This is a genomic window from Desulfotignum balticum DSM 7044 (genome assembly GCF_000421285.1).
GTDB classification, from domain to species: domain Bacteria; phylum Desulfobacterota; class Desulfobacteria; order Desulfobacterales; family Desulfobacteraceae; genus Desulfotignum; species Desulfotignum balticum.
On record NZ_ATWO01000001.1, the window covers coordinates 3,205,234 to 3,219,104 of the forward strand.

At 51.2% G+C, this 13,871-nt stretch carries 17 protein-coding genes; 1 reads left to right on the top strand and 16 read right to left on the bottom strand.

What is annotated here, in order from left to right; all coding sequences use genetic code 11:
* Positions 1-237 precede the first annotated feature (237 nt).
* From K365_RS29135 to K365_RS29440, 7 genes are all read right to left on the bottom strand, one after another.
* Positions 238-687, bottom strand: coding sequence for an ATP-binding protein (locus K365_RS29135; RefSeq protein WP_084489867.1), 450 nt, complete (start codon positions 685-687; stop codon positions 238-240).
* Positions 688-760: 73 nt separating this feature from the next.
* Positions 761-1,171, bottom strand: coding sequence for a type II toxin-antitoxin system MqsA family antitoxin (locus K365_RS0116160; RefSeq protein ID WP_024335421.1), 411 nt, complete (start codon positions 1,169-1,171; stop codon positions 761-763).
* A 1-nt stretch (position 1,172) separates the two neighbouring features.
* Positions 1,173-1,475: a type II toxin-antitoxin system MqsR family toxin gene (locus K365_RS0116165; protein WP_024335422.1), complete on the bottom strand. Its 303-nt coding sequence runs from the start codon at positions 1,473-1,475 to the stop codon at positions 1,173-1,175.
* A 120-nt stretch (positions 1,476-1,595) separates the two neighbouring features.
* Positions 1,596-1,937: a hypothetical protein gene (locus K365_RS0116170; RefSeq protein ID WP_024335423.1), complete on the bottom strand. Its 342-nt coding sequence runs from the start codon at positions 1,935-1,937 to the stop codon at positions 1,596-1,598.
* Complete coding sequence (locus K365_RS0116175) at positions 1,937-2,152, bottom strand: hypothetical protein (protein WP_024335424.1); 216 nt, start codon at positions 2,150-2,152, stop codon at positions 1,937-1,939. The genes K365_RS0116170 and K365_RS0116175 overlap by 1 nt, the downstream gene beginning before the upstream one ends.
* Positions 2,153-2,595: 443 nt before the next feature.
* Positions 2,596-2,802, bottom strand: coding sequence for a RelB antitoxin-like protein (locus tag K365_RS0116180; protein WP_245569197.1), 207 nt, complete (start codon positions 2,800-2,802; stop codon positions 2,596-2,598).
* A 41-nt stretch (positions 2,803-2,843) separates the two neighbouring features.
* A complete protein-coding gene (locus tag K365_RS29440; protein WP_156887797.1) occupies positions 2,844-2,966 on the bottom strand; it encodes a DUF1902 domain-containing protein in 123 nt (40 codons plus the stop codon).
* Between the two features lie 123 nt (positions 2,967-3,089).
* On the opposite strand from K365_RS29440, the gene K365_RS0116185 reads away from it, so the two are divergent.
* Positions 3,090-3,410: a hypothetical protein gene (locus tag K365_RS0116185; protein WP_024335426.1), complete on the top strand. Its 321-nt coding sequence runs from the start codon at positions 3,090-3,092 to the stop codon at positions 3,408-3,410.
* A 154-nt stretch (positions 3,411-3,564) separates the two neighbouring features.
* Here K365_RS0116185 and gmd read toward each other — a convergent pair whose 3' ends face one another.
* The 9 genes from gmd to K365_RS0116240 form a co-directional block, all read right to left on the bottom strand.
* The gene (gene gmd / locus K365_RS0116195) at positions 3,565-4,650 is read right to left on the bottom strand and encodes a GDP-mannose 4,6-dehydratase (protein WP_024335427.1); all 1,086 of its coding nucleotides are present in this window, start codon (positions 4,648-4,650) and stop codon (positions 3,565-3,567) included.
* Positions 4,651-4,671: 21 nt separating this feature from the next.
* On the bottom strand, positions 4,672-5,034 hold the full coding sequence (locus K365_RS0116200; protein WP_024335428.1) for a four helix bundle protein: 363 nt from the start codon (positions 5,032-5,034) through the stop codon (positions 4,672-4,674).
* 29 nt (positions 5,035-5,063) lie between these two features.
* Positions 5,064-6,008: a GDP-L-fucose synthase gene (gene fcl / locus K365_RS0116205; protein WP_024335429.1), complete on the bottom strand. Its 945-nt coding sequence runs from the start codon at positions 6,006-6,008 to the stop codon at positions 5,064-5,066.
* Between the two features lie 43 nt (positions 6,009-6,051).
* Complete coding sequence (locus tag K365_RS0116210) at positions 6,052-6,924, bottom strand: transposase (RefSeq protein ID WP_024335430.1); 873 nt, start codon at positions 6,922-6,924, stop codon at positions 6,052-6,054.
* 127 nt (positions 6,925-7,051) lie between these two features.
* Positions 7,052-8,344 (bottom strand): nucleotide sugar dehydrogenase, encoded by a 1,293-nt coding sequence (locus K365_RS0116215; protein WP_024335431.1) that lies wholly within the window; start codon positions 8,342-8,344, stop codon positions 7,052-7,054.
* A 21-nt stretch (positions 8,345-8,365) separates the two neighbouring features.
* Positions 8,366-8,812 (bottom strand): MarR family EPS-associated transcriptional regulator, encoded by a 447-nt coding sequence (locus K365_RS0116220; protein ID WP_024335432.1) that lies wholly within the window; start codon positions 8,810-8,812, stop codon positions 8,366-8,368.
* Positions 8,813-9,550: 738 nt separating this feature from the next.
* Entirely contained in the window at positions 9,551-11,113 is a 1,563-nt protein-coding gene (locus K365_RS0116230; RefSeq protein WP_024335434.1) for a tetratricopeptide repeat protein, read from the bottom strand.
* Entirely contained in the window at positions 11,100-12,332 is a 1,233-nt protein-coding gene (locus K365_RS0116235; protein WP_006967300.1) for a polysaccharide biosynthesis tyrosine autokinase, read from the bottom strand. Before K365_RS0116235 ends, K365_RS0116230 begins: the two co-directional genes overlap by 14 nt.
* Entirely contained in the window at positions 12,329-13,861 is a 1,533-nt protein-coding gene (locus K365_RS0116240) for a GumC family protein (protein WP_024335435.1), read from the bottom strand. Before K365_RS0116240 ends, K365_RS0116235 begins: the two co-directional genes overlap by 4 nt.
* Positions 13,862-13,871: the final 10 nt, after the last annotated feature.

Genomic DNA, 13,871 nt, shown 5'->3' on the forward strand with positions numbered 1-13,871 from the left:
ATGATACCAGCGGGAGTCTTTCATATCTCGGGCAGCGCTGCATTTCGGGGTCAGGCCTGCGTTATTGTAGTTATTGGGGGGGTAAAGTGTTAAGTGTTAAGTGTTAAGTGTTAAGTGTTAAGTTTTGGGTATAGCTCCGCTCTGTCGGTTACATGCTGGATGGGCGTTTAACCGATGGAGGTGCAGTAAGGTTGTATTTCTAAAACAGATCATGGTTGATGTAAAGGGGTTTGTTGATTATTCCGCCAGCACATATTTTCCGGTTTTGGGTGCACCGATAAACGTTATCAAACCTTTCTTTTTCAAATCAGCAATATCACGTTTGGCGGTCTTTCCCGAGATCTGCCATTGTGCTGCCAGTTCTGAAGATTTACAATTCCTGCCATTGCGGAGCTGTTCTATGAACCATGCCTGTCTTTCATTTACAGGGACATTTACAGGGACATCGATCAACTGCTCCCTTGCTTCCGGATGAGGAAATATTGTGACCCGCAGAGACGGTCCCACCTCCTGCCATTCCGGCACGGGATAACCAGCCCTGGTACAACTGTCTGTAACTCTCCTGTATCCGCTTCCCCACTCTTCCATCAGTCCAAGCTCTCTGAACACTCTGGCAATCACCCGATTCCGGATCCTGCTGAGACCTGCCTTGAAAGCGTAACCACATGCCTGTTGCCAAAAGTGCATTTCGGGGTCAGGCCTGCGTTATTGTAGTTATTGGGGGGTTGGGTATTGGGGCATCGGACTAACCGGGATGGGGTCAGGGCCTGCCACCCATCTGTATTTCATCAAGCAGTTCTGGATGATTATCCAGGAGTTTAAACAAATTGGTAACTGATTGAAGTGGTTTGGTCTTACCTCGCTCGTAACGGGAAAATGCATTTGGCCCTCCCCCTGTGAGTAATGCGGCTTGTTGCTGAGTCAGTTTCAATTTTTTACGAATTCTTGCCAGTTCAGTCGCTTCTTTTTTGTCAACTTCTTTGGCAAGTTGCTTTATGGCCTCAGCAAAGCGAACACCCTCACCTGCCTCGAATTCCACTTCCCCGCAATTGCCACAGTGCCACCCCTTGATCTTGGAAATAACTATATTGTGCCGTTTATAGGTATACGGCACATCCCGGGCAGCATGCACCATCTCTTTTTCTCCGCAATTTAAACATTCACGCTTCATCTCATTTCTCCTTGAACTGAATCACAATCGACCCATCCTGCCGCAAAGTAACCTTGACATAGGCTATTCCAGCAGGTGTTTCCGGGCAATAAACATCCTGCCAAACCTGGCTTGCAGCATAGGTCGTCATGCTTTTATAAAAGTCGGAACGCCGCATGGAACAAACCGCTTCGATGGCCTGAGTGACTTCAAGCCCCATTGCCTGGGCACCGATCAACGCAGTTGCGGTAAAAGCATCCGCACCACGCAAACGGATAGCGGATTGCACGGTTGAAAGATCATAATGCGGTTTTCGCTTTTCCATATATCAAATTAACCTTATAGGGTAATTTTGTCAAGGTTAAACAAGGGGTCAGGCCTGCGTTATTGTAGTTATTGGGGGGTTGAGTATTGGCGCATCGGACTAACGGGGGTGGGGCAAAACCTATAATAAATCTTCAAGAATTCGGTTTAATGTTCTGATTTGTTCAGCAGTGGGGTTAAGCTGGTTCGCTTTGGCGTATATGTGCAGAAGCCAGATATTCCCGGTTTCTGTTACGACATAATACAAAACCCTGAATCCGCCGCTTTTCCCTTTCTTTTGATCAATCGAACCGACACGGACTTTATACACATCACCGATAAAATCCTGCAATTTATCCCCTTCAAAAATTCCCTGCTCAAGTTTTTCAATGAGAGGTTCTAAATCTTTTTTAATTTGAGGATACTTTTTCTTGAGTTTTTTGAGATCCCGGGGAAAGAAAGCAAGGGGACGGATGATGTACATTAGAGGTTTTTCAACACGTCTTGAATTGTGGGAATCGGTTTTCCCATTTTTACATCTTTATGGGTCTGTCGAGCAGACTCAATAACCGTATCCCACATATTATCGTCTTCAACTTCAATGGTAACTGTCAGGAATTGATGTTCCTTGACATTGAATCTGTTTCGTAATGAAGGGGGCAGTTCCGTCCCTTTTATATTTTTGATTGTAGTCGGCATTGTGACCTTTCTCAAATTATCATTTAAAAAACATGACATAGTCTGATTATAGGGCTTTTTACAAAAAAAGCAAATTCCATGGTGGCATGGGGTCTGCGTTATTGAATAAGCGGGGTCTGACCCTGGTAAGTGTTTGTTTTTATAGGAAAATAAGTCAAATCTTGGCTGATTTTTCCTCTTAGTGCCTGGTTTTTGGGGTCAAAAAGTGGATTTTAAGGATTTTGCCTGGGGTCAGGCTTAAAAAAGTTTCGAAAATGGAGACGCGGAGCCATGCTGCTATAATGCTTTCTTGCTCAACTTGCTGCATTGTTTTATGCTCTGATGTTTAAGGCTTTTCCGGACGGTGGCGGAGAGTGATTTAAAAACGAACTGTTCGATTTTTGTTCTTTGTGCTGCAGGAATCAGAGACAGTTCTTTTAAAAACTTTTTTCTGTATCTTACCTTCAATCGTTTTTAACCAACTGTTTGTAATATGTTTCAGCATCTGTTTGTTCCAGCAACTCAGTTCCCTGGTTGTCTTTCATTAAATGAAACAATGCATAATCCTCGAACAGCTGCTCGATTTTTTCAAAATCTTCAATGGGAATTTGAACGGCTATCTTTCGATTGTTTTCATCAACGATATATTGTTTGGTGATCAATTTCATCATAAAATCTCCCAATAAATCAAGATTACAGGCATATTCTATCGCTAAGAACGGCAACAAGTCAATAGTGGGGTGGGGTCAGTCCCTTGTTCACCAGGGTCAAGGGCCGGGACATCTTCACTGCTTGCAACAAATACATTTGCTTCTTCATCCCATTCTGCTCTTATAAATTACCGAACTGAAGTTCTGAAAACATCAAATTTAATTACACCTGCTTTGACCGGGTCATCATCCGGGGCTATATCCTGAAGTTCTTTTCTTTGGCCTGTGTGGTTCTTTTCCTCAGGACCATGGGGTTTTCCAGAAAATCAAACGCGATTATGAGAATCTTCACTGACCAGCTCAACTCTCATATTTCCAAACAGGCGGCTAAACATGATGCTCAGATTTTCTGGTGGCCCTCGATGGATGGGGGTGTAAACGGCGCCAAGCTGCAGTTTGTTCAAAAAGCATATGCGGATTCATTTTCAGGTAAAGGCAACCATGTGCTTTGTATCATCACTGATAAGGAAAATGTCAGGACTGTGGCTGCCAGAGATTTTGTCAGCAAAAAAAGGCCGAAAGTATCACCGCCTTTACAAATGCAACAAGCCGGTCAAGCAGTATTATAACTGGTTTTGCCTGCACGGCACCCAGGGTTTGGTTTCTTTTTTTGAACCGGGTGTTACCACTTTTCAGCCCCGACTGACCGCCGGGTCCGGATTGCTCTGAATCTGGTTTTTCAATTCGATCAGGGCCGGGGTCAGGCCTGACACCATTCTCCGGTTATTCGTTGTGGTTGTAGACGGGGTAGCCGGCCTGGTGGCAGAGTTGGTCTTTCTGGGCCTGGGCCAGGTCGTGCCGGGTCATCTCTTTGACCAGGGTGTTGAAGGTGATTTTCGGGGTCCAGCCCAGGTTCCGGCGGGCTTTGGCCGGGTCTCCGAGCAGGGTGTCCACTTCCGTAGGGCGGAAATACCGGGGGTCTATGGCCACGATGGTTTTGTTGGTGGCAGGATCGATGCCGATTTCATCGATGCCCGTGCCCTGCCACTGGAGGGTCATGCCCAGTTCGGCCGCGCACAGGTCCACAAATTCACGGACCGAGTGCTGCTCGCCCGTGGCAATGACATAATCGTCCGGGAAGTCCTGCTGGAGCATGAGCCATTGCATCTCCACGTAGTCTTTTGCGTGGCCCCAGTCGCGTTTTGCGTTGAGGTTGCCCAGGTACAGGCAGTCCTGCAACCCTAAGTGGATGCGGCACAGGGCCCGGGTGATCTTGCGGGTGACAAAGGTTTCGCCCCGCAGCGGGGATTCGTGGTTGAACAAAATGCCGTTGCAGGCATACAGGTTGTAGGCTTCCCGGTAGTTTATCGTGATCCAGTAGGCGTAGAGCTTGGCGGCAGCATAGGGGGACCGGGGGTAGAACGGGGTTTTTTCGGTCTGGGGGGTTTCCTGGACCTTGCCGTACAGTTCGGACGTGGAGGCCTGGTAGAAACGGGTTTTGTTTTCCAGGCCCAGGAGCCGGATCCCTTCCAGGAGGCGCAGGGTGCCCAGGGCGTCCGTGTCTGCCGTGTATTCCGGGGATTCAAACGACACCTGGACGTGGCTCTGGGCTGCCAGGTTATAGACCTCGTCGGGCTGGACCTGCTGGAGGATGCGGATCAGGTTGGTGGCATCCGTGAGGTCGCCGTAGTGCAGGATCAGGTGGCGGTCTGTCTGGTGCGGGTCCTGGTAGAGGTGGTCGATGCGGTCCGTGTTGAACAGGGAGGCCCGGCGTTTGATGCCGTGGACCTCATAGCCTTTGGCCAGGAGGAATTCGGCGAGGTAGGCGCCGTCCTGGCCGGTGATGCCGGTGATTAATGCTTTTTTCATAAAAGTTTTAAGTGTTCAGTTTTAAGTTTTAAGTTGGTTTCTTATGGAGGTTATGAGGCCTTGGAGCATGGCGGATATTTGTTTTAGTTCGGGGATCAGGTGGTTTTTGTCAGATGTTGATATAATGCCGATGCGTTGGGCAATGTAGAGTTGGGTTCTTAGTTCGGCGGCGGAGCCTTTGGCTATGTTGAGAAAGCGGATGAATTCGGGTTTTGAATCTCTTTCTGCGCCTTCAGCAATGTTGCTGGCAATTGAAACCGCCGATCGGGTGATCTGATCTTTCAATCCAAAATCCCGGCAGTCTTTCATCATCTCATAAATCTCCACCGCCACCCGGCACCCCCTCTTCCAAACCTCCAACTCCTCAAACGAAGTATAAGCCACCCATTCCTCCCTTTCTTAAAACTTAACACTTAAAACTTAAAACTCTCCGCCCGATATACCTCCAACAACCCCTGTTCCAAAGGTATAGAAGGAACCCACCCCAGGGCTTTGAGTTTGGACACATCCAGGAGTTTTCTGGGGGTGCCGTCGGGTTTGGTGGTGTCAAAAGTCAGGCGGCCGGTGAAGCCAGTGACTTTGGCGATGGTTTGGGCCAGTTCCCGGATGGTGCAGTCAATGCCGGTGCCCACGTTGATGTGGGAGAGCATGGGTTGGGTGTGGGCCTGGTATGTGGCGGGATCCAGGTTCATGACGTGGACGGTGGCGGCGGCCATGTCATCCACGTGCAGGAATTCCCGCTTAGGCGTGCCGGATCCCCAGATCACCACTTCCGGGGCCTGCTTCTGGACGGCTTCGTGGAACCGGCGCAGCAGGGCCGGGATCACGTGGCTGTTTTCCGGGTGATAGTTATCCCCGGGGCCGTACAGGTTGGTGGGCATGACGCTGCGGTAGTCTGTGCCGTACTGGCGGTTGTAGCTTTCACACAGCTTGATGCCGGCAATTTTGGCAATGGCGTAGGGTTCGTTGGTGGGCTCCAGGGGGCCGGTCAGCAGGGCTTCTTCCGCCATGGGCTGGGCTGCGTTTCGGGGGTAGATGCAGCTGCTGCCTAAAAACAGCAGTTTGTGCACACCGCTTTTGCGGGCAGCCTGGATCACATTGGTTTCAATCACCAGGTTGTCATGGATGAACTCCGCCGGAAAGGTGTTGTTGGCATGGATGCCGCCGACTTTGGCCGCAGCCAGGTACACCTGGTCCGGTTTTTCAGCCTGCATGAAGTCCATGACCGCCTGCGGGTCCAGGAGATCCATTTCCTGATGGGTCCGGGTGATGATCCGGGTCTGTCCCAGGGTGTTAAGATGTCTGGCAATGGCGCTGCCTACCATGCCTCGGTGACCGGCTACAAAAATTTTCATCATGGGGTCAGGCCTGCTTTATTGTCCTAATCGGGGTCAGACCCAATCAAGTATCTGTTGTTAAAGGAAAAACATTCCAAAAAACTGAATTTTCACCCTTTAGCGCCCAGTTTTCAAGGGTAAAATAAGCATCGTAAGCAAGTTGAGATTCTTTGATCACATAATCTTCAATGCCCCCATTTCCCCTGGAATTTGAATCATTTTTGACCCTTATTTGCCCAGGTTGGTTAATCTTAAAAACCGGTGCCGGCAATGCCTTTATCTTATGTTGTCTTCCAAATTTGTCCTGATTTTGCTCGATATATTGACGGCTTCCCACTGCCAGGTTATTGGTCCATAAACTTTCGCGACGTAAGGTGCCTTGCTGCAAAGAGTGCGCAACCAATTCTTCATAATATGTCCTGAATTCATCCGGATCGGTTATCCCACAACTGGATAGCAGGGCGTTTCCATCAATCAGCCGATACCGCCGGGGAGGATCTAAAATTTCATTATAGCCGCAAAATTCCCAGTCTTTTGGATGTTTCACAGCCCCTGCCCGAACCATGTTCAACTCAATATACGCCATGCATCTCAACAGATGAACCCCATTTTCAATGGCAGTGGTATAAAAACGATCCTCCCAGAAAGCACCCTTACGGTTTTTCCGGACGTTGTACGCCTGCCCTGTTTTGCCGGACAGCAGCTGCATGCTTTTGGAAATGACATCTTTACCACTGTCCACGGCCAGCAGATGGATATGATTGCATGTTACCGCGTAAGTAATCACCCTGAGACCATAACGTTTTTTAGCTTTGAAAAGCCAGTCTCTCCAGGTTTTTCTGTCCTTTTCAAATTTTAACAGGTGTTCTTTTTTATGGCACCTGTGGGTAATGTGCCATAAAAAGCCAGGAATATGGATTCTTTTTCTACGTGGCATGGTTACATGCTTAAACACATCTTTTTGGTATTAAAAAGTATGGTTTAAGGCCTTTTTTAATCTTATTTTAGATGCTTTTTATAATAAAACAAGATAGTTGGCCGGGTCAGACCCAGTTCACAGTTCACTAGAGTCGGCCGTGGGTGAGGGATTTGTCCAGGATGCCTTTGACATCGTAGATAATGGTGCCGGTTTGTTTGTGGGCGTTGAGGTCGATGGACAGGAACTGTTTGTGGGCCACGGCCAGGATAATGGCGGTGTAGCCGTCGTTTTCCGGGTATTGGGTGATGGTTTGGATGCCGTATTCATGCATCACTTCGGATGGGGAGGCCCAGGGGTCGAACACATCCACGGTCATGCCGAAGTCCGTGAGTTCGTGAACAATGTCAATGGCCCGGGTGTTGCGGATGTCCGGACAGTTTTCCTTGAAGGTGATGCCCAGCATCAGGGCCCGGGTGCCTTTGACGGGTTTGCCTTTTTTGATCATCAGTTTAACCACTTCGGAAGCCACGTAAGCGCCCATGCTGTCGTTCATGCGGCGGCCGGCCAGGATGATCTCGGGGTGGTATCCGGCTTCCTGGGCTTTCTGGGCCAGGTAATAGGGGTCCACGCCGATGCAGTGGCCGCCTACCAGGCCGGGTTTGAAGGGCAGAAAGTTCCACTTGGTGTTGGCGGCTTCCAGCACGGCATGGGTGTCGATGTCCATGCGGTTGAAAATTTTGGCCAGCTCGTTGACAAAGGCGATGTTGATGTCCCGCTGGGAGTTCTCGATGACCTTGGCAGCCTCGGCCACCTTGATGGTTGGGGCCAGGTGGGTGCCGGCCGTGATGACCGAGCGGTACAGGGCATCCACTTTATGGCCGGTCTCAGGGGTAGAGCCGGAGGTGACTTTTTTGATCTTTTCCACGGTGTGTTCTTTGTCGCCCGGGTTGATGCGTTCCGGAGAGTACCCGGCAAAAAAATCGGTGTTGAATGTCAGGCCCGAGGTTTTTTCCACCACGGGGATGCAGTCTTCCTCCGTGGCACCGGGATACACCGTGCTTTCATAAATCACGATGTCCCCTTTGGAGATGACTTTGCCCACGGCTTCCGAGGCCCGGATCAGCGGGGTCAGGTCGGGGCGGTTGTTTTTGTCGATGGGCGTGGGCACGGTGATGATGTAGACGGTGCAGCCGGCAATGTCATCGAGGTTTGTGGTGCAGAACAAACCGTTGGGGGGCGGTTCCTGGGTGTGCGGGGGTTGTGTGAGCAGCACGCGCTGCAGGACATCATCTTCGACTTCCAGGGTGGCGTCGTGGCCGGACATCAGCTCCGTGACACGGGCCTGGTTGATGTCAAATCCCACGACGGGGTATCTGGCGGCAAAGAGCCGGGCCAGGGGGAGGCCGACGTAGCCGAGGCCGATAATTGCGATTTTCATAAAAGTTTTCAGTTTTCAGTTTTAAGTTTTAAGTTTTAAGTTAATGGGCAGGTTCAGGTCTTTCAGGAGGGTGGGGTCGGTTTGGGCGACCTCCTGGGACAGGGTCTGGATCTGGGTTTTTATTTCATCGTATTGTCTGAGGCGGCGTTTCAAAAACCGGAGAGTGAGGCGCAGTTTTTCTTCAAATCCGCTCGGGGTCAGGATGTAGGCATACCGCAGGTGGCTGGGGCTGCCCTTGAAATTTTCCAGCTTGATGAACCCTTTTTCCTTGAGGCCGGTCAGGCAATAATTGACCCTGCCCAGGGCCACACCCATTTTGCGGCTCAGGTCCCGCTGGGACATGTGAGGGTTTTCCGCCAAAAGCTGTAAAAGCTGGAACTGGATGTTGAGTTGGTGCTGGGTATGGGGTGCTGGGTGCCGGGTTTTGGGCGCTGGTTTTTTGGGGCTGTTTTTTGGGGATCCGGGCATAGCTCCGCTCTGTCGGTTACATGGGGGTTCCGGGTAACCAATCGGTGATGTTCATCAAAGGAACGAATATATTTGGGTTTGTCGGGATTGTCAAGGGGAAAATGGGGGTCTGACCCAATGTTACCTTCTATGTCAGGTTCTCCATCCTCAAGAAGCATTTCAATCACTTCTTTTAGATTTGTATTTAATTCATCCAAAGTTTCACCCTGGGAATGAGCACCTGGAAATCCCGGTACAGATCCTATGTACAGTCCTGTTTTTTTGCATTTTTCAATGATTGCTGTATATACTCTCATTGGGACTCCTTCTTTTTCAATTATCAGTCCAATAATTGATGAGCATGAAACAATTGTAACAAAACCCTACTGTTTTTCAAGTAGCAACTTTGGGGTCATACAATTCCATCAAAGAGTTTTCGGGTAGAGTAGAGCACTGATTCGGACAGATACCCCGGCCCTTTTGTTTAACGCCTTGCCGCACGCGGCTACTACGTGTTCCGGATGTCATTTGTTTCTCCTCAGTGCTCCCTCATCAAACCGTGCGTACGGTTTTCCCGTACACGGCTTTCCGATGTTCTTTGTCATAAGGCATGCGCCTTGCGCCATGCTGCGGTTGTTGGAAGTTTGTAAAGGTTGCAGCTGCCATAAAGCTTCGAAGACGGCAGGCTCTGCTGGCCTGACCCCGGGTTTTTACGTGTTAAATTTTGTGATCAGGGGGGTTTGATTGCCCTGCCCCGCGTCAGATATTGAGACGAAAATGCAGATCCTGGTAGGATGGGTTGTCCGGGGCCAGTTCAAGGGCTTTGGCAGCCAGGGCCAGGGCTTTGGTGCGCTGGGCAATGCGCTCGTATGCCAAAGCGGCCCGGTATGGGAAATCAGCCCGGTCGGGTTTGAGGGCAAAAGCGGCCTCCCAGTCTTTGGCCGCGGGTTGGAATTTTTCCTGATGCCACCTGGTCCAGGCCCGGAAATCGTAATACCCGTAACTTTTGCCGGAATAGGTTTCCATGGCCCGGGTGACGGCCAGTTCGGCGGCAGCGTATTTTTTACGGATGTTCAACGCCTGGGCGAAGAGATAGTGATAGGTGTGGTTGTAAGGATCCAGGCGGGTGGCCTGCTGACTCATCTCCTCCATGGTGTCCCAGTCTTTTTCCTTTTGGGCGATTTGCGCCCGCAAAATGCAGGCCGGGGCCGTGGGGACGGTTTCAATGATCTGCCGCAGTTTTTCTTTGGCCAGAAACACCTGGTCCATGTCCAGGTAGCACCGGGCCGTGACCAGGTCCAGGGCCGGAATGGACAGATGGGACCCGTCAAGATAATCGCCGAAAGACAAAAAAGGAATCAAGGCCTTTCGGGACTTGAACACACCATAGATCCGCCCCAGATACCCTTCCGGGTCCGGCGGGATTTCCAGGGTTTTGACAAACACGGGATAACTGTCCTCGTACCGGCTGTCCTGCACCAGCAACGATCCCAGATGCAGAAAATCGTTGGCCGTGTTGGCGCCAGGATCATGGGCAAGATATGTTTCAAACCAGGAAATGGCGGCCGTCAAATTGTTCTGGTCCCCGTACATCCGGGACAGGGCCGACAACGCCTCCCGGGGCCGGATGTTTTCCGCAACGGCCTGTTCCAGGCCCTGAACCATGGCCGGAAACAGATCCGGGGTATAAAAAGATTCTTTCTTCAAATTCCTGTAACCCGGGGGGTAAATCCGGGTCATTTCCGTGACCAGGGCCGGGATCTGATCCGGCCGGCCTGTTTCATAAAGATATCTGGCATGGGCCTGGCGCACGGAAATGCCGGCCGGCCGAAGGGCCGTGGCTGCCAGGTACAAAGGATGGGCGTTGTACGGGTTGGGAGTGCCGGGGAAGCGCCAGGGATGGAGCCGTTCCAGGGAATGTTCCGTGCGGGCCAGCCAGAATATCGTGAGATAATCCCCGGATTCAATGGCTTGTGCCGCCTGAAGCCGGGTCCGGGCCTCGGCCATCCGATCAAATACCTCCCGGGTCAGGCCAGTGGTGCGCCAGGTTTTCGTGGCATCATGAAACAGGGCCCGGCCATGGTATGTGTTCTGATGAAACCGGTCGGATGCCGTAAACAGGGTGTTGTTTAAAATGCCGGGCCGGGCCGCTTCCGCTTGTTCTAAACTGGACACGGCCCGGGCATAATCCCCGGTCCGCATGGCTTTGATCCCCTGCTGGGCCAGAAACCTGGGTCGGACCACCAGCACGCAGGAAGCCAGAAACAACGCAAGGACAAAAAGGATCAGGCCCAGCAGAACCCGGCGTTTATTTACTGCCATAATAGGATGTATAGTACTTCTGGTAGTACTTGTAATACCCCTCTTTTCTCATGTCCACCTGGTTGAGCACCATGCCGATGATGGGCTGTTTCACGGCCTTGAACTGGTCAACGGCATCCTGGATGATTTTGCGGTCTGTGTTGCCGGATTTGACCACCAGCAAGGTGCCGTCGACCATGGGTGCGAGCAGCAGGGCATCCGTGGCCGGGGTCACGGGCGGGGTATCGATGATGATGAAGTCGAACCGGGTTTTCAACGTATCAATGAGAAACGCCATGCGGCTGGACCCCACCACCTCGGCCGGATTGGGCGGGGTCTTGCCGGCCGCCAGGATGAACAGGTTGTCCACATCCGTGGGAAGCACGGCGCTTTCAATGGCGGCATTGCAGTATTTCAAAGTGTTTTCGCCGATATTGAATTCCGCAAACAGTTTTTCAAAATCAAGATTCTGGGGGACGTCGATCTTTGACTGGTCCCGGGGGGGCGGTGAGAATTCGAAAGAACCCGTTTCCATGGCTGATACGGCCCGAATGGCTTCAATGGTATGGACAGAAAGCGCCCGGGACAGGTCTTTCCGGGAAACCAGCCCCATGGTATGCAAAATATTGCCCAGATAGTGGGCCGAGGTTTTCTGGTGGCTCAACGCCAGTTGGGCCTGTTCTTCAGTCAGCAGGTTATCCCGGATCAGAGTGTTGACCAGTTGCTTGGATTCCGGCCGGTTCATCCAGGAAATATCGATCATTTTTCCTTTGTCAAACACAAGGGCTGCCCGGGTGTCTTTATTTTTCAGGTCCAGACGGACCGACCGCTTCTGAAGCCGGGTCAGCTGGATCAGATCGGCAATGGCAAATTCGTCCAGGCTGCCCTGGGTCAGATGCACCCCGAACACTTCCGTGACCAGTTCGGTCACGCCCAGTTCCGGTTTGGCCGCCACCAGGGACGTCAAATAAGGGCGCCGCAGATCACCGTCTACAACCAGGACCTGACGGTCCGTCTGGGCAATGGCATGTCCCAGGTTGATGGCCGTGGTGGTCTTGCCCTCTTTTTCCACGGCACTGGTCACCACAATGGATTGCACCTCATTGTCCATACCTGAAAAAAACAGGTTGGTGCGCAGGGTCCGGTAGGATTCGGCATACCTGGAATTGGACGGAAAACTGACCAACAGTCTTTCTCTGTCGGATTCTTTGGATCTTTTTTTATTCTTTCTGAAAATCAATGATAGGCTCCATAGGAAACGGATTTATCTGCTTTGGGAATCACGGACAGCACGGGCAGGTTGAAATGCTGCTGAATGTCTTCTTCCGTGCGCACAGTCTGGTCCATGTATTCAAAGAAAAACGCCAGGCCGCACCCGAAAAACACCCCGAGCACCATGGCCAGCAGCAGGTTGCGCTTTTTGTTGGGGGAGACCGGGCCGACGGGTACCTGGGCCGTTTCCACGAGCCGGATGTTGGAGGTGTTGGCCGTCTGAAGAATATTGGATTCCTTGATTCTTGACACCATCAGATCATACAGGTTTCTGGAAGTGTCCACATTGCGCTGGAGAATGGTATATCTTAACTCTTTTGAAGAAGTGTCCAGGGCTTCTTTTTCAAACTCGGCCAGCGTGCTTTCCAGTGTTTTTTCCCGGGCAAACAGCACCTTGCGCTCGGATTTGAGATTTTCCTTTTCCTTGGCAATCTCCTGGGACAGGCTGTTTCTGGTTTTTTCCAGTTCCGTCTGGGCCTGGACGATCTTGGGATGCTTGCCCTTGTAAATCTTGGCCAGCCGGGACAGCTCGATCTCCAGATCCACGACCTTGGCATAGATGCTCTCGATAATGGGGTTGTTGATCAATGAACGCACATTGGCCACCCCTTTGAGGGTGCCTAAGTTTTTATCCAGTTCATTGATCTTGGCGTCCAGCTCCAGGCGTTTGTTGCGGGTTTCCAGATATTTGTTGTTGAACTCCTGGATTTTCTGTTCCGCCAGCTTCTGCTTGCCCTCGATGGAAAACACCATGTTTTCCTGCTTGTAGTCGAAAAACTTCTGCTCGTCATCTTCCAGTTTTTTGCGCAGGTCATAGAGTTCTTCATTGAGCCAGGCCAGGGTCTGCTTGGAGGCGTCCATTTTGTTGGCCAGGTTGAATTCCATGAATTTGGCTGCCAGGGTATTGGCCATGGCCGCGGCCAGTTCCGGGTCCTTGTCTTTGACGGATATGTTGAGCAGCCGGGTGTCCCTGATCTGCTCCACCGTGATTTTGCTTCTGATGGCAGACACCAGTCCCTGGAGCCGCCGATTTTCCGTTTCCTCCGGTGTCAACCCATCTTCCTGTTCATCTTTTTTTATCAGCAGTTTGATATTGGCCTTGAGTTGGGACAACCACTTTCTGAAAGGGTTGATTTCCAGATCTTTTTCCTGTCCGCCTTTCCGGGCATCCAGGTCCAGGGCATCGATCACCATTTTGATCACGGGCGTGGATTTGATCATGTTGATGGAGGTGTTGAATGTCATGGTCTGGGAATGGTAGGATTCATAGTCCGTGCGCTCACCCGTGATGGGGGAGCTGGAACTTTCCTTGTCAAGGATCAGTCTGGCCGAAGATTCATACACGGGTGCCACGGAATAGCTGTAAAATGCTACAGCCAGAACCGTGAGGATGAACACCAGGATAATCAGGGTCCGCCGTTTCATGAGCACCATCAGGTACTCGGACAGATGTATTTCTTTTTCCTGAAAAAAGGATTCAGAAGGGGTGTCTTGCATGGGGTCTCCT